Genomic DNA, 15280 nt, shown 5'->3' on the forward strand with positions numbered 1-15280 from the left:
AACACTATGAACGACGGATTATTTACAGCTAATAATGTTTGGATGATGATATGCACAGCACTCGTGTTTTTCATGCATTTAGGCTTTTCTTTTTTAGAGATTGGATTAACAAGACAAAAAAATACCATCAATATATTATTTAAAAACCTATTTATTATTTGTGCCGGACTTTTACTGTACTATATAGCCGGATTTAACCTTATGTATCCTGGGGATTTTAATGGAGTTTTAGGATTTGCAGGATTTGGAATTGAAGCTCCCGCAAATGGCATGACTGCTGAATACGCCCCTAGTGGAGGCTATACATATTGGACAGATTTTCTTTTTCAGGGGATGTTTGCTGCAACAGCTGCAACTATAGTTTCTGGAGCAGTTGCTGAACGCATAAAAATTGGAGGTTTCATGATTTTTACTGTCATCTATGTAGGTCTAATTTATCCAATTGTAGGTTCATGGCAATGGGGCGGCGGATTTCTTTCAACCCTAGGCAACGAAGTAAATGCAGCAGGAGAACTTGTAAAAGAAGCTGGGTTTCATGATTTTGCTGGCTCTACACTAGTACATTCTGTAGGTGGATGGGCAGCACTTGTAGCCGTTTATTTATTAGGTCCAAGAATTGGTAAATTTGATGAAAACGGAGAAACATTCGCTATTCCTGGTCATAATATTCCCATAGCCACTGCTGGTGTATTAATTCTTTGGTTAGGATGGTTTGGTTTTAACGGAGGCTCTGTACTTTCCGCAGATCCAGGAGGCACTTCATTAGTACTTGTTACCACATCATTAGCAGCAGCAGCTGGAGGAATTGCTGCTTTCATATTTTCATTTATACTCTATAAGAACTTAGATTTAACTATGTTCCTAAATGGTATTTTAGGTGGCCTAGTAGGGATTACCGCAGGAGCAGATTTAATGTCTCCTAATGAAGCCATAATTATTGGAGCATTAGCAGGTATTCTTGTTGTAGGAGCCGTTGCTCTTATTGATAAAATAAAATTAGACGATCCTGTAGGAGCAATTGCCGTTCATCTTATTTGTGGCGTATGGGGAACATTAGCTGTTGGGTTCTTAGGAACTAAAGCTGGTGGATCACAAATTCTATATCAACTAGCAGGTATTGTTATTATTGGTATCTTTTGTTCTTTGACTACGTTTATAATACTTTTTACGTTAAAGAAAACCGTTGGCATAAGAGTATCTCGAGAAGAAGAACTTGAAGGACTAGATCTTCATGAACATGGCATGGATGCTTATCCAGATTTTAGGCTGAATCAACATTAATAAATTATTTTCAATAAACATCGGGTCTAAAGTAATTTAGAACCGATGTTTATTTATTGTTTTTTAAATGCCATTACTCCTGCATTAATTTTTATAGGAAGGTAATTCACCTTGGGTACTATGGGACAGGAATACTTTTTGTTATATGCGCAATAGGGGTTATATGCTTTATTAAAATCTATCACTATAGTATCTCCTTTAGGGATAGATAAATCTACATACCTACCACCTGTATAACTTAAATTCCCATTAGTTTCATCCGAGAAGGGTAAAAATAAATACTCCCTAAATTTCTCTTGCACAGTTAACGAAGGGCTTTGATATACTTCTAACTGATAGTCTTTACCATCAATAGCAAAATAAGCAATACCATACACTACTTCTTCAGATTTTCTATCTGTCGTAGTAGCCATTAAAAAAGGCAAAGCGTCTGGTGTTCTTTCAAATTTTGCAACTACCCTTAAAGTAGTGTCCGGCTTAAAAAAATCTAAGGTCTCAAAATTTTTCCTATCCTTATTATATAGAGGAGAGGTTTCAGGATCTTTATATTCCTTATTTAATTCGCGTTGAAATTTTAAAATATCTGCCATCGCATTAGAAACATCTTGAGGAATTTCATTTGCCACGACATCATGATATTTTTTCTCTTGCTTACAACTCAACAATAGTATTACCGCTAAAAAAAGCAATTTTCGCATACCTAAAATGGTTTAATTTAAGATAAATTAAAGTCTCTTTTTACTACTAATTAATTGAAGCAAAACAAGAATTACCTCTAAGTTACAAACTTATAAATAAAATAGTTACCATTCATATCTTGCACATCTAGGTTTTGTTTGTAAATTCGGTTTAAATTAAAACCCCTATGAAAGCTGCAATTATTTTACTCCTTTCTATATTCTTGCTGGTCTCTTGTAGCGAAATTAATTCTACTCATAGTAATAAAAAAGCCTTAGAGAAAATACAACCCGATCGCTACAATGTCGCTTTTTTAATTATGGATGGCACCTATAATACAGAGTTTACCGCACCATACGATATATTTCAACACACACAGTTCCGAAAAAACATTAAGGCAATGAATGTCTTTACCGTAGCGAACACCTTAAAACCCATTACCACTTTTGAGGGCGTACGCATTCTCCCAGATTTTGATTACACAAAAAATAATCTTCCTAATATTGATATTTTGGTAATTCCTAGCGCTGAACATCATATAGATACAGATTTAGATGATGTTGTAATGCTTAGTTTTGTAAAGAAAGTTGATGAAAAAGCTCTTTTTATGACCAGTCATTGCGATGGGGCTTTTGTATTAGCTAAAACTGGTTTATTAGACACCGTTGCCTCTACAACTTTTCCTGGAGATTTACTTAAATACCAAGAAAAATTCCCGCAATTAAATGTAAAGAAAAATTCATTATTTGTTCATGATGGTAAGTATATTACATCTGCTGGTGGTGCAAAAAGCTTTGAAGCCGCTCTTTATTTATGCGAATATTTATACGGGAAAGAAGTAGCACAATCCTTAGCAAAAGGTCTTGTTATTGATTGGGACGTAAATAAAGTACCTCATTTTATTGTTCCTTAATATCATACCTAGCTTCTTTTAAATAGGTTAGCATTAAGGCATTATACTCTGGAGAAATTCTTAATAAAGCAGTATTAGGAATATCATAAAGTCTTTGTTTATCTGTAAATCCTGTTTTCAACAACTCTTCTAAATAAAATAATGCGGTACTATAATCTTCCACTTTAGAACTTAAAGATATCACTCCTATATAAGCATCATGATTGTCAGAATCTGTTATCGTATTCAGCATATAAAGAAGAGTAAGACCTTCTTCATCTAGTACGTTCTCTTCTTTTAATTCTTTTATATTTTTATCTACCAGATAGTCTACAAAATCCTTTAACCTATTACCCATCTGACGTTCGTAAGGGTTTTCAGCATTCTGAAACTTTTTAATTTCCTGCATTTGAAAATTCCACCAGCCTAAATTATTAAAATTATATGTAGCTACATCTTCATAAACGGCATAATCATAATCTTCTTGCAATAATTCTTCTTGAAATCTATAATTAGATTCCATACGTTTCGCTACCTTATATTCTTTGCTTTTCCTAAGACTCTTTTGTACTTCTTTAAGTTCCGAAATATCTAAATGTACACGAAAAATCTCCATTATTTCCTCTGAAAAACTATAAGCTCGCAATAACTTCTGATCCTTTATAAGACTATTTACCACCATTAAATTCTTGCGATAGCTGTCTAAAATAAAGTCTTCATCTTTTACAACTTCTCCTTTGGCCATTGCATTTAACGTAAATACTTGTAAGGCTAAATCAACAAAATAAATAGCACTAGGATTTGTATGCTCCTCATAAAAAAACAATTGATTTGAAAACCTTAAGTTATTTAAAAGACGCTCTGATTCCTCCATTTGAATACTTTTATATTCATTTACTGATGTAATACCAATAAATTGAAATGGATTTCCTGGCGTTAAAACATCTGCGTTTGCAATACCACCACCCACAGAAACAATACCCTTTATATTTTTACTAACAATAGGCATTATAGAAGCAAACGTTCCTCCTAAAGCTATACCTCCCGTATAAATTCGCCTAGCATCTATTGGTAAAATAGCAAGAACACGATTAATCACCCTACTCGCGATTAATACATTTTGGGTAATGGAAAGCGAATCATTTACATGATTAGAAGCTACAAGAATATAATTCTGATTTTCTCCTGCCTGAACAAAAGGTTGAATCGCAGCCTTACCTTTACCTTCCATGTTAAACAAAAAAAGCACTGGCCAATGTTCTTTTACATCAAATTTCCTAGGAAGATATAATGCAAAATTTTCTGAAATGGAATCATTTACACGAATAGAATCTAAGATAATTCCTTTTCTTAGCGTTATTTCTTGCGCTGATGTAGTTGACACACAACAAAAGGCAAAAGTTAGAAGGAGTATTATTTTTTTCATATCAATTTGATGCATCAAAAATCTCGCCAAATTACAATTAAAGTTACAAATTTAAAAAGCAGTTACATAGTAGATCCCATAAAAAAATAAGACTATCCTGGTTTTGGCCTTCTACCCACAGGTGCATCAGAAACTACTTCGGAGAGAATTATATGTGTTCTAGTCTCCCCGTATTGAATTAGTTTATCAATAAATTTCTCTAAATGAAATTGATCTTTGAAAACTACTTCCATGATAATATTCTCATTTCCAGTTATTCGGTAACAATTTACTACTTCTTCATAAGTTTTTACCGCTTCTAAAAAAGGCTTCAATTTCCCCATAAAAGCGCGCAACGTAATCATGGCTTTTAGCTGATATCCTGTTTCTGTATGAGATATAATAGCTTTATAACCATTAATAATTCCCATGTCTTCCATTTTCTTGATTCGCTCTGCAACAGCAGGAGGCGTTAAGCCCACTTTACGACCAATATTTGCAAAAGAATCTCTTGCATTTTTCTGGAGGCTTTGAAGAATACCCCAATTTAAATCATCAATCTTTGGATTCAATAGTAATGTGGTTTAAAATATTTGTATTCAAAAGCAAAACTTAATATTTGCTTTATAAAAATAAGATAAATTTTATAATCTAGCCGTAATTTTATAGAAAATTGCTAAAGATGCCAAATCGAAATTTGAATACATTACCCGTTTATAGAAAAGCCTTAGACTTATGCTCTATAAGCAGAGAAATTGTATCTTATATCACCTACAATAAAGATTTGCTGCATTTGTATAAATCTCAAAGCCACAGAGATATCATTGCAGATTCTTTACTAACAGACACTATTTTAATTCCTCAAAAAATTGAATTAGCAGAACGTTCTGATTCCTACCTAATTAGAATATCAACAATACATCATATTAACATCATCAGTAAAAACATTCTATCCTATTGTAGAGGTTTAGAAATGGATGGTTTAAAAGAAAAAGAATATTTAAATCTTTTACGCGAAGAATTAAAAATTTTTAGAAAAACTTACAGAATATGGAAACGCTCTTTATAAAGAGCGTTTTTTTTATTCCTAGCCTCAATTTATCTCTTACATATTTCTTCGGTACTGCCCTCCTACTTTAAATAGTGCATTAGTAATCTGCCCCAAAGAACTTACTTTAGAAATCTCCATTAACTTCTCGAATATATTTTCATTATTCATAGCTGCTTGTTGTATTTCACTCAACGCCAGTTTAGAGGCTTCTTCATTCATTTCTTTAAGATGCTCTAAAGTCACAATCTGCGCTTTTTTCTCTTCATCTGTTGCCCGAATTACTTCTGCGGGCAGCACTGTTGGCGATCCTTTTGAACTTAAAAAAGTATTAACTCCAATAATAGGAAATTTACCATTGTGCTTTAATGTCTCATAATACAAACTTTCTTCCTGTATTTTTGAACGTTGATACATCGTTTCCATGGCGCCTAAGACCCCTCCTCGTTCTGTAATTCTATCAAATTCTATTAATACGGCTTCTTCTACTAAATCTGTTAATTCTTCAATAATAAAAGAGCCTTGAAGCGGATTCTCATTTTTAGCTAAACCTAATTCCTTATTGATAATTAACTGAATTGCCATTGCTCTACGAACAGACTCTTCTGTAGGCGTAGTAATTGCCTCATCATACGCATTGGTATGCAATGAATTACAATTGTCATAAATTGCATATAACGCTTGCAACGTTGTACGGATATCATTAAAATCTATTTCTTGTGCATGCAAACTACGACCAGAAGTCTGTATATGATACTTCAACATTTGAGCTCTTGGCCCTGCTCCGTATTTATGTTTTAATGCTTTTGCCCATATTTTACGCGCTACACGCCCAATAACGGCATATTCTGGATCAATACCATTTGAAAAAAAGAATGATAAATTAGGTCCGAAAGCATTAATATCCATTCCTCTACTTAAATAATACTCTACATAAGTAAACCCGTTAGATAAGGTAAATGCTAATTGCGTAATTGGGTTAGCCCCAGCTTCTGCAATATGGTATCCTGAAATAGAAACTGAATAAAAATTACGAACTTGCTGCTGAATAAAATACTCTTGCACATCTCCCATTAGACGCAATGCAAATTCAGTTGAAAAAATACAAGTATTTTGTGCTTGATCTTCTTTTAAAATATCAGCTTGTACAGTACCCCTAACTTCATGCAAGGTTTTAATCTTAATACTATGGTACACCTCCAATGGCAACACTTGGTCGCCAGTAACCCCAAGAAGCATTAAACCTAACCCATTATTACCTTCTGGCAAAGCGCCGTTATATTTAGGTTTTTTCTCTTCCCTTCCTTTATAAAGTGCTGCTATTTTAACAGTAACTTCTTTTTCTAAACCATGTTCTATTATGTATTTCTCGCAATTCTGATCTATTGCTGCGTTTAAAAAGAAACCTAATAACATGGGAGCTGGGCCATTAATAGTCATACTAACCGAAGTCATTGCATTAGACAAGTCAAAACCTGAATACAGTTTTTTAGCATCGTCTAAACAACATACAGAAACCCCTGCATTACCAATTTTACCATAAATATCTGGTCTAATATCTGGATCGTTACCGTATAAGGTTACCGAATCAAACGCGGTAGAAAGTCGTTTTGCCGGCAAGCCTAAACTTACATAGTGAAAACGACGATTGGTACGCTCTGGTCCACCTTCGCCCGCAAACATTCTTGTAGGATCTTCTCCAGTACGCTTAAAGGGATACAAACCCGCGGTATATGGAAATTCTCCTGGTACGTTTTCCTGAATCATCCAACGCAGCAAATCGCCCCATGCTTTATATTTTGGGAGTGCTACTTTCGGGATTTGAGTCTGCGAAAGAGAACTTGTATGTGTTTCTAATTTTAATTCTTTATCGCGAACTTTAAATGTATAAATAGGATCTTTATATTTCTGTACTTTTTCCTCCCAGTTTACAATAGCTTCCCAATGGTACGGGTCTAAATCTAACTTTACCCGATCAAATTCTTTGAGCAATAGGTTTAGAAATGCTTTATGCTCTTCTGATATGCTTATCGCTGTAATAGCAGCTTCATCCAATCCATTTTTTGAAAGGTATGTCTGCTCAGATACCGATGATTTTATATTCAGAATGGACAAAATAGCTTGAAAAACACCATAAAGGCGCTGTGCAACGTGTATTTGTTCAATTCCTTTATCATCATAACTTCTATTATTCTCCGCTATTTCAGAGAGGTATCTTATGCGAGACGGAGGAATTACGAAGGCATGCTCTTTGTCATCTGTATAAAATTCAAAAGTCGATTTTAAATCAGCCTTCGCTTTTTCTACCAATTTATCCATTAACGTACGATACAACCTATTGGTCCCGGGATCGTTAAACTGACTCGCCATAGTACCAAAAATTGGCAAATCATTTTGATCCATATCCCACAGGTTATGATTGCGCATGTATTGTTTTTTCACATCACGCAAAGCATCTAAAGAGCCTCTTTTATCAAATTTATTTATAGATACAACATCTGCAAAATCAAGCATATCTATCTTCTCCAACTGTGTTGCAGCTCCAAACTCTGGCGTCATTACATATAACGAAACATCTGAATGTTGAATAATTTCGGTATCGGATTGCCCTATTCCTGAGGTTTCTAGCACTATTAAATCAAATTCGGCTGCTTTTAGCACCTGAACTGCCTCCTCTACATATTTTGACAATGCCAAATTAGATTGCCTTGTTGCTAATGAACGCATATAAACGCGCTCATTATTTATAGCATTCATACGGATACGGTCGCCTAATAAAGCACCTCCTGTTTTTCGCTTAGAAGGATCTACAGAAATTAATCCGATTCTTTTCTCTGGAAAATCTGCTAAAAATCTACGCACCAATTCATCTACCAAACTAGATTTACCAGAACCACCGGTTCCTGTAATTCCTAAAACAGGAACAGTATCCGGTATTTTTACATCAGAAAAATGTTTCTTAAATTCATCCGGTCTGTTTTCTGCTAAAGAAATTAACCTAGATATGGTATTAATATCTTTAGCCTTTAACGCTTCTGTAACGGAAACATTCTTTTGTTTTTTTAAATCTGGAACTGGAAAATCACTTCGCTCAACCAAATCATTAATCATTCCTTGCAAGCCCATGGTACGCCCATCATCTGGAGCATAAATACGAGCAATACCATACGCCATTAATTCCTTTATCTCGTCTGGAAGAATTACTCCTCCACCACCACCAAAGATTTTTATATGTTCTGCTCCCCGTTCTTTGAGTAAATCGTACATGTACCGGAAATATTCATTATGCCCGCCTTGATAAGAGGTTAATGCAATTGCGTTTACATCTTCCTGAATTGCACAATCTACCATTTCCTGAACACTACGGTCATGTCCTAAATGAATAACCTCTACTCCTGTAGACTGAATAATTCTTCGCATTATGTTAATTGCGGAATCATGCCCATCAAAGAGAGATGCTGCGGTAACTATTCGTATTTTATTCTTCGGTTTATAAGGTATAATTTGCTCCATTGATAATAAAAGGTGTTTTTACAGCATGCAATTTACGAAAAACGCAAAGATTATTTAATAAAATTTACAATATTGTAAAAATGACTATTTAATACAGCCTATTCTTTTCAATATCATAATTTTACCTCTTAATTAAGTCTCGTGAAAACAACAATTTTAATACATTGCCCAGATCAATCTGGAATTATTTGTACCGTTACTGGTTTCGTTCATGCTCAAGGAGGAAATATTATTTACTTAGACCAACATGTTGATAAAGCTTCTGGCGAATTATTCATGCGTATTGAAAGCGAATTTTTGGATACTAAGCTTAGTGTGCACCATTTTAAATCTAAATTTGAAGAGCAATTAACCGCAAAATTTAAAATAAAGTGGAGTATTCATACCGATGAGACCAAACCTAGAATGGGATTGTTTGTATCTAAATACAACCATTGTCTATATGATTTGTTAAGTCGATTTAATTCAGGAGAATTAGCCGTTGACATTCCCTTTATTATAAGTAACCACAATGATTTAGAATTTGTAGCCAAGCAATTTGATATTCCTTTCTATCATATTCCTGTAACAAAAGCTACAAAGGCTGAAGCTGAGAACAAACAATTAGAACTCTTAGAAAAATATAAGATAGATTTTATTGTTCTTGCTAGATATATGCAAATTGTAACTAGTAAGATTATTGATCATTACCCCAATAAAATAATTAACATACATCATTCTTTTTTACCTGCCTTTGCTGGTGCCAAGCCCTACCATGCCGCTTTTAAAAGAGGTGTAAAAATAATAGGCGCTACAGGTCATTATGTTACAGAAGAATTAGATGCTGGACCAATTATTGCGCAGGATACCACTACGGTCTCTCATACAAATTCTATTGATGACCTTATAGCCAAAGGGCGTGACCTTGAAAAAATAGTTCTTTCTAGAGCTGTAAAACTCCATATTCAACGCAAGACGATGGTTTATAACAACAAAACCATCATTTTTTCATAGCATCAATTTTTTAAACTATAAATTTGTAAAAACATTACCCATGAAATATAAAATTTTTACATTAAGCGCAGTTTTTTTATTATTTAGCTGTCACGAATTACAACAAGTTGTAAACCAACTTCCACAAAGTGGAACGATTGGCAATGACCAAATTGCAAGCGGTTTACGAGAAGCATTAGATCTAGGTATTGAAAAACAAGTACAAAAACTTACGCAAGAGGATGGTTTCTTTAAGAATGATCTTGTAAAAATTGTTTTACCTGAAGATTTACAAAAAGTAGATAATACACTCCGTAAAATGGGTTTAAGCAGTTTAGCCGATGAAGGTCTTAAAGTTTTGAATCGTGCAGCGGAAGACGCTGTGAAGGAAGCTACCCCAATATTTGTTAACGCTGTTAAGGGAATTACCTTTAGTGATGCTAAGCAAATTTTATTAGGTACTGATGATGCTGCCACTAATTATTTAAAATCAACTACTGAAACACAACTTTACGCTTCGTTTAGTCCGGTTATAAAAAATTCATTTTCAAAAGTAGGTGCAGATCAAGTATGGAGTAACCTTATCACCAGATATAACAACATTCCTTTTGTAACCCAGGTAAATCCTGATTTAACAGATTATGTAACCGAGGAAGCTTTAAAAGGAGTTTATACGATGATTGCTGTTGAAGAACAAGAAATAAGAACGAAAGCTTCTTCAAGAACCACGGCATTATTGCAAAAAGTATTTGCCCTACAAGATTAAATGTAACTATTTTAAAATAAATAGGTTACGAAATATAATAACTCAAAAGAATGTGCGTTATTTTGTTATAAGCAACATTGATAACAATTAGCTAAGGTTAGATTAACCTTAGTATATAAAAATGATATTACTTTTGAAGAATAATATTTGAGTTTAGTAATTTTTTGAGTTAGTTAGTCTAAAACCGGTGGGAGCACCGGTTTTTTTATGCCTAAATTTTAGACAAATAAGAAATAACGGTTTCATTAAACACTAGTGGTTGCTCTACATTAACAACATGACCGCATTTTTCAACTATAAATAATTCTGAGTTAGCATGCGATGCTACTATTTTTTCTATGGAAGGTAAAAACAGATAATCCTCTCTACCCATAACGTACAACGTAGGTATTTTAATATCTACCATTCTAAAAAAGCGCAGTAGCGGAGTAATCTCTGAGGTAAGCTTAAACCAACGTATAAACTCTTTTTGGTACAATTTCTTTGCTTCCCTTACAAATAGTGATCGGGACTCTTTATGGTTCTTATTGGGCATGATAATAAATGCAAAAAACTTATACAACCACAAATAGGGTACTACGGATTTAAAGATAACACCCAAACGTATTAACACTTGTGATCTTAAATTCAATTTCATAATTGCTCCTCCCATAATCATGCTCTCTACACGATTGGGATACTTCTCTGCTAAATTTCTAATTAAAATAGTACCCAATGAGATACCCACAAAATGAGATTTCTCTATTTTCTCATGGTCTATAACATGTAAAATATCATCGGTAATAAAATCAAAAGTATACTTATCACTAAAAGCATCTTTTAAATGCACTTTTGAATTTCCGTGCCCTCTTAAGTCTAGAAGTAAAACATTAAAATGTTTTCTAAATTCACGAACTTGCTTAAACCAAATTGTTGAACTCCCTCCTGCTCCATGAACAAAAGTCACCCATTTTGTAGAAGTTTTATGTTTGTGTTTGGTATAACTTAGCAATCGGTTCTTTTTTTGTAAATGTACTTAATTTTTTTAATAGAAAGAATTATCAGTATAACGACTAAAAACGGAGTTTATTTAAAATGATCAATACTTTCTATAATCATTTACGAGCAAAAGTAAAAACACTATACAAAACAACTGATTTTTAGGTACATATAACGAATAGCAAACGTCCATAACCTGCTTTTCAACGTATATTTGTTATACTTAAAATAACGAGAAACACTATGAATAATCAATACTGTAAAGTAGGAACAGTTAAAGCATTAAATAAAGAAGAATATTCTATTACAGCATTAGAATTTCTGTATCAAAATTTTATAGAAAAAGCTAATAATATTCAATATGCAAATACCAAATTGGGTGATTTCTTTGCATCTAAAGCTCAAAAGCTAGAGAAATTATTAAATGAATTTTAATTAGAATTTTTTCTCTAATTCTATTTTCATTTGTTTTTGCAGGTCTTTTGCTTGCTCTCTTGAAGATTGTGCAAAATCTTCCTCATTTGAAGCATATAGAATACCCCTAGAAGAGTTTACTAACAATCCAACATTGTTAGTCATTCCATAAGCACAAACTTCAGATAAGCTTCCTCCCTGAGCTCCTACACCAGGAACTAGCAAAAAACTATCCGGAATAATTTGTCTTATATCCCCTAAGTACTTGGCTTTAGTTGCCCCAACAACATACATTAGATTTTCTGAATTTTTGTACGTTTTAGAAGTCTGCAACACATGCTTATAAAGCTCTTTACCTTCTATTTCTTTTGTTTGAAAATCAAAAGCACCTTCATTAGAAGTTAATGCTAATAAAATGGTATGTTTATCTTTGAATGCTAGAAAAGGCTCTACGGAATCTTTTCCCATATAAGGAGCTACAGTAACAGAATCAAAGCCTAAATCGTCTAAAAATGCCTTCGCATACATTGTTGACGTATTACCTATATCTCCTCTTTTCGCATCTGCTATGGTGAAAATTTCAGGATACTTATCATTCAAGTATTTTATTGTTTTCTCTAAAGCTTTCCACCCCCTAATACCATAAGCTTCATAGAACGCTGTATTAGGCTTATAAGCAACACAGAATTCATGAGTCGCATCGATAATTGCTTTATTAAAAGCAAAAATCGGGTCTTCTTCTTTTAGTAAATGTTCTGGTATCTTGGCTAAGTCTACGTCTAAGCCGACACATAAAAACGATTGCTTTTTATGGATTTGCGCTACTAAATGTTCTGTGGTCATTTCTAAAAAATTTCTGAAGCTTCTTTTAGTTTCTCCGTATTTTCAACAAGACTTAATTCGTCAATAATTCTTTGAATATCACCATTCATAATATTTTGCAAATCATATAAAGTAAGTCCTATTCTATGATCTGTAACTCTACCTTGAGAGTAGTTGTATGTTCTAATTTTCGCAGAACGGTCACCACTACTTACTTGAGAATTACGTTTTGCCGCATCTTCCTCTTGTTTCTTAGCTAATTCTTGGTCATATAAACGAGAACGAAGTACTTTAAAGGCTTTTTCCTTGTTTTTATGTTGTGATTTCTGATCTTGACACTGCGCTACCAATCCGGATGGAATATGCGTTAAACGTACTGCAGAATAGGTAGTATTCACCGATTGCCCTCCTGGTCCTGATGAACAGAAAAAATCTATACGAACATCTTTTGGCTCAATTTGAACATCAAAGTCTTCCGCTTCCGGTAAAACCATCACTGTAGCAGCACTGGTATGTACACGACCTTGCGTTTCTGTTTGAGGAACACGCTGTACACGGTGCACTCCTGCTTCAAATTTTAAGGTACCATACACATTGTCACCAGTTACTTCAAATTGAATTTCCTTGTAACCACCACTAGTACCTTCACTTAAATCTATAACGTTAGTTTTCCAACCTTTAGATTCACAGTATTTGGTATACATTCTGAATAAATCTCCAGCAAAAATACTGGCTTCATCACCGCCTGTACCGGCTCTAACCTCAACCACAACGTTTTTAGAATCCTCAGGATCCTTTGGTATTAAAAGAACTTTTATCTCTTCTTCTAATTTAGGCAATCCAACTTTAGCTTCCTCTAGTTGCATTTTAGCCATTTCTACCATTTCTGCATCACTTCCGTCAGAAATAATTTCTTGAGCTTCTTCTACATTATTAGTGAATTCTATATATAAATCTCGTTTATCAACTAAACTTTTAAGGTCTTTGTACTCCTTATTTAACTCAACATATCGTTTTTGATCAGAAATTACATCAGGTTGAATAATCAAATCTGAAACCTCATCAAAACGTTGTTTTACTATATTTAACTTATCTAACATGACCGTGCTAACATTTTGTGCGAAATTACAATAAATTTGCACATTTAAACATATCTTAATTATTCGATATCGTCAATTTAAAAAAACTTTCTTAAATAAATGTCGTTTTTAAATTATTGATGAAGGAAAAAAAACATAATTATCTTACAAAAGTAGTCCCAAAGGTAAAAATATAAGAACTTAAACCATCACTACGGTCGTAATTACTAAAACGTAAATCTATTGTTTTAAGCCCAAAACTTAACAATTTGGCGTCGGTAAAAATATCTTTATACCGAATTCCGAATCCGTATTGGTGCGCATTAAATTTTGACAAATCATAATCTGACGTATAATAATCTAAGCCTGAAGTAGCCTCTTCTTTTGCGTAAAAATAATCTGCAGCGGTCTGTGTATAATACCGGTATGTTGGATACACCGTAAACAAACTACTTATTTTAATAGGCAATTCTAAACTTGCCGTATGAGATTTTATCCCCCAATCATCAGAATAAAAGCGATAATAACTTCTTAAAATCAAATAATCATTAATAAAGTAATTTAAACGCCCTCCTATAGGAATTTTAAAACGCGTATTAGGCAATCGTTCTACATCATCTGCTAGTTGAAAATCTTGAATAAAAAAATCGTCTACATCTGAAAAATATACCCTTTGAAATGGTGTACTTAACAACCCATCTTGCGCTACCAAATCTAGAAAAACTGAGCCCTGTACTCGCTTGCTTAAAATTTGTGAAACCCCTAAAGACAAGGAGTATGAATTTCTGTTTTCTGACTCAAATGCTGTGAAATTAGGAGCATAAGTACCATTCCCAATTACCCGATCATCAAAAAAACCATCTCGCAGTTCTATGGGATATTGCGGTTTCCAGGTATCAAAATAAACCTTTGCACTCGCCGTTATTTCAGTATTTTTTTCGTTAAACAATTGTGCATACCCTCCTCCAAAACCAATAGAAGAATAATCATACTCTGAAGATAAATATGCGTTTGCTGTCCATACTTTATTTCTATCATCTGAACTATGTTGATAAGTAGGATTCACATGTACCAAAACATCTGATTGTGAGGCTCCTGATGAAGCTATATAAGGACTTACACGTTCATTTACACTACCGTCTAACGGATTTATATTACTAGAAGATGCTGATGAATATGCAGAAATACCAACATCTACTGTTAATACATCATCATCATTCATAGGCAACCGAACAACTATTGTTGATGTTACATCTGTTAACTCTTCTGACCCATCTCCTCCTGAAACTGCGGCATTTGAACCATCTTGATTGTAATAACTAAATAAGGCATCTACTTCTGTTGTTTCTAGAACACGCTTTTTATAAGCAGTTTCCTGCGTATGAAGTGCTAAACCGATAAAAAATAAAATAATGAATGCTATTTTTTGCAT

The 15280-nt window shown here is 33.7% G+C and carries 14 protein-coding genes; 6 read left to right on the forward strand and 8 right to left on the reverse strand.

Going from position 1 to position 15280, the window contains the following annotated elements; all coding sequences use genetic code 11:
• The first annotated feature begins 6 nt into the window (after positions 1-6).
• The gene (locus CELAL_RS01905; protein ID WP_013549224.1) at positions 7-1281 is read left to right on the forward strand and encodes an ammonium transporter; all 1275 of its coding nucleotides are present in this window, start codon (positions 7-9) and stop codon (positions 1279-1281) included.
• Between the two features lie 53 nt (positions 1282-1334).
• Here the strand turns inward: CELAL_RS01905 and CELAL_RS01910 are convergent, their stop codons facing one another.
• Positions 1335-1979, reverse strand: coding sequence for a DUF1684 domain-containing protein (locus CELAL_RS01910; RefSeq protein WP_013549225.1), 645 nt, complete (start codon positions 1977-1979; stop codon positions 1335-1337).
• Positions 1980-2146: 167 nt separating this feature from the next.
• Here CELAL_RS01910 and CELAL_RS01915 point away from each other — a divergent pair, with 167 nt between their 5' ends.
• The gene (locus CELAL_RS01915) at positions 2147-2872 is read left to right on the forward strand and encodes a DJ-1/PfpI family protein (protein ID WP_013549226.1); all 726 of its coding nucleotides are present in this window, start codon (positions 2147-2149) and stop codon (positions 2870-2872) included.
• Here CELAL_RS01915 and CELAL_RS01920 read toward each other — a convergent pair.
• Together CELAL_RS01920 and CELAL_RS01925 are read right to left on the reverse strand one after the other, a co-directional pair.
• The gene (locus CELAL_RS01920; protein WP_013549227.1) at positions 2859-4277 is read right to left on the reverse strand and encodes a hypothetical protein; all 1419 of its coding nucleotides are present in this window, start codon (positions 4275-4277) and stop codon (positions 2859-2861) included. The two genes, CELAL_RS01915 and CELAL_RS01920, sit on opposite strands and share 14 nt — an antisense overlap.
• Before the next feature lie 92 nt (positions 4278-4369).
• Positions 4370-4828, reverse strand: a complete 459-nt coding sequence (locus tag CELAL_RS01925; protein WP_013549228.1) for an Lrp/AsnC family transcriptional regulator — start codon at positions 4826-4828, stop codon at positions 4370-4372.
• A 110-nt stretch (positions 4829-4938) separates the two neighbouring features.
• Here CELAL_RS01925 and CELAL_RS01930 point away from each other — a divergent pair, with 110 nt between their 5' ends.
• Complete coding sequence (locus CELAL_RS01930; RefSeq protein ID WP_013549229.1) at positions 4939-5325, forward strand: hypothetical protein; 387 nt, start codon at positions 4939-4941, stop codon at positions 5323-5325.
• Positions 5326-5361: 36 nt separating this feature from the next.
• Here CELAL_RS01930 and CELAL_RS01935 read toward each other — a convergent pair whose 3' ends face one another.
• On the reverse strand, positions 5362-8817 hold the full coding sequence (locus CELAL_RS01935; protein WP_013549230.1) for a methylmalonyl-CoA mutase family protein: 3456 nt from the start codon (positions 8815-8817) through the stop codon (positions 5362-5364).
• A 141-nt stretch (positions 8818-8958) separates the two neighbouring features.
• Here CELAL_RS01935 and purU point away from each other — a divergent pair, with 141 nt between their 5' ends.
• Both purU and CELAL_RS01945 read left to right on the forward strand, forming a co-directional pair.
• Positions 8959-9810, forward strand: a complete 852-nt coding sequence (purU, locus tag CELAL_RS01940; RefSeq protein WP_013549231.1) for a formyltetrahydrofolate deformylase — start codon at positions 8959-8961, stop codon at positions 9808-9810.
• A gap of 40 nt (positions 9811-9850) precedes the next feature.
• On the forward strand, positions 9851-10555 hold the full coding sequence (locus CELAL_RS01945; RefSeq protein ID WP_013549232.1) for a DUF4197 domain-containing protein: 705 nt from the start codon (positions 9851-9853) through the stop codon (positions 10553-10555).
• Between the two features lie 211 nt (positions 10556-10766).
• Here the strand turns inward: CELAL_RS01945 and CELAL_RS01950 are convergent, their stop codons facing one another.
• Positions 10767-11546, reverse strand: coding sequence for an alpha/beta fold hydrolase (locus tag CELAL_RS01950; RefSeq protein WP_013549233.1), 780 nt, complete (start codon positions 11544-11546; stop codon positions 10767-10769).
• Positions 11547-11776: 230 nt separating this feature from the next.
• On the opposite strand from CELAL_RS01950, the gene CELAL_RS01955 reads away from it, so the two are divergent.
• The gene (locus CELAL_RS01955) at positions 11777-11968 is read left to right on the forward strand and encodes a hypothetical protein (protein WP_013549234.1); all 192 of its coding nucleotides are present in this window, start codon (positions 11777-11779) and stop codon (positions 11966-11968) included.
• On the opposite strand, the gene pyrF is transcribed toward CELAL_RS01955, so the two are convergent.
• The 3 genes from pyrF to CELAL_RS01970 all read right to left on the reverse strand — a co-directional run bounded on the left by pyrF (position 11969) and on the right by CELAL_RS01970 (position 15280).
• On the reverse strand, positions 11969-12790 hold the full coding sequence (gene pyrF, locus CELAL_RS01960) for an orotidine-5'-phosphate decarboxylase (protein ID WP_013549235.1): 822 nt from the start codon (positions 12788-12790) through the stop codon (positions 11969-11971). It abuts the gene before it with no gap.
• Positions 12791-12792: 2 nt separating this feature from the next.
• On the reverse strand, positions 12793-13869 hold the full coding sequence (gene prfA, locus CELAL_RS01965) for a peptide chain release factor 1 (RefSeq protein WP_041557425.1): 1077 nt from the start codon (positions 13867-13869) through the stop codon (positions 12793-12795).
• A 139-nt stretch (positions 13870-14008) separates the two neighbouring features.
• On the reverse strand, positions 14009-15280 hold the full coding sequence (locus CELAL_RS01970; RefSeq protein WP_013549237.1) for a DUF3570 domain-containing protein: 1272 nt from the start codon (positions 15278-15280) through the stop codon (positions 14009-14011).

Source organism: Cellulophaga algicola DSM 14237 (genome assembly GCF_000186265.1).
Lineage (GTDB): Bacteria > Bacteroidota > Bacteroidia > Flavobacteriales > Flavobacteriaceae > Cellulophaga > Cellulophaga algicola.

Coding starts and splice junctions, on each gene's coding strand:
- CELAL_RS01910 (WP_013549225.1), bottom strand. CDS start 1,979: ATGCGAAAATTGCTTTTTTTAGCGGTAATACTATTGTTGAGTTGTAAG.
- CELAL_RS01955 (WP_013549234.1), top strand. CDS start 11,777: ATGAATAATCAATACTGTAAAGTAGGAACAGTTAAAGCATTAAATAAA.
- CELAL_RS01930 (WP_013549229.1), top strand. CDS start 4,939: ATGCCAAATCGAAATTTGAATACATTACCCGTTTATAGAAAAGCCTTA.
- CELAL_RS01915 (WP_013549226.1), top strand. CDS start 2,147: ATGAAAGCTGCAATTATTTTACTCCTTTCTATATTCTTGCTGGTCTCT.
- CELAL_RS01970 (WP_013549237.1), bottom strand. CDS start 15,280: ATGCAAAAAATAGCATTCATTATTTTATTTTTTATCGGTTTAGCACTT.
- CELAL_RS01945 (WP_013549232.1), top strand. CDS start 9,851: ATGAAATATAAAATTTTTACATTAAGCGCAGTTTTTTTATTATTTAGC.
- pyrF (WP_013549235.1), bottom strand. CDS start 12,790: ATGACCACAGAACATTTAGTAGCGCAAATCCATAAAAAGCAATCGTTT.
- CELAL_RS01920 (WP_013549227.1), bottom strand. CDS start 4,277: ATGAAAAAAATAATACTCCTTCTAACTTTTGCCTTTTGTTGTGTGTCA.
- CELAL_RS01935 (WP_013549230.1), bottom strand. CDS start 8,817: ATGGAGCAAATTATACCTTATAAACCGAAGAATAAAATACGAATAGTT.
- prfA (WP_041557425.1), bottom strand. CDS start 13,869: ATGTTAGATAAGTTAAATATAGTAAAACAACGTTTTGATGAGGTTTCA.
- CELAL_RS01905 (WP_013549224.1), top strand. CDS start 7: ATGAACGACGGATTATTTACAGCTAATAATGTTTGGATGATGATATGC.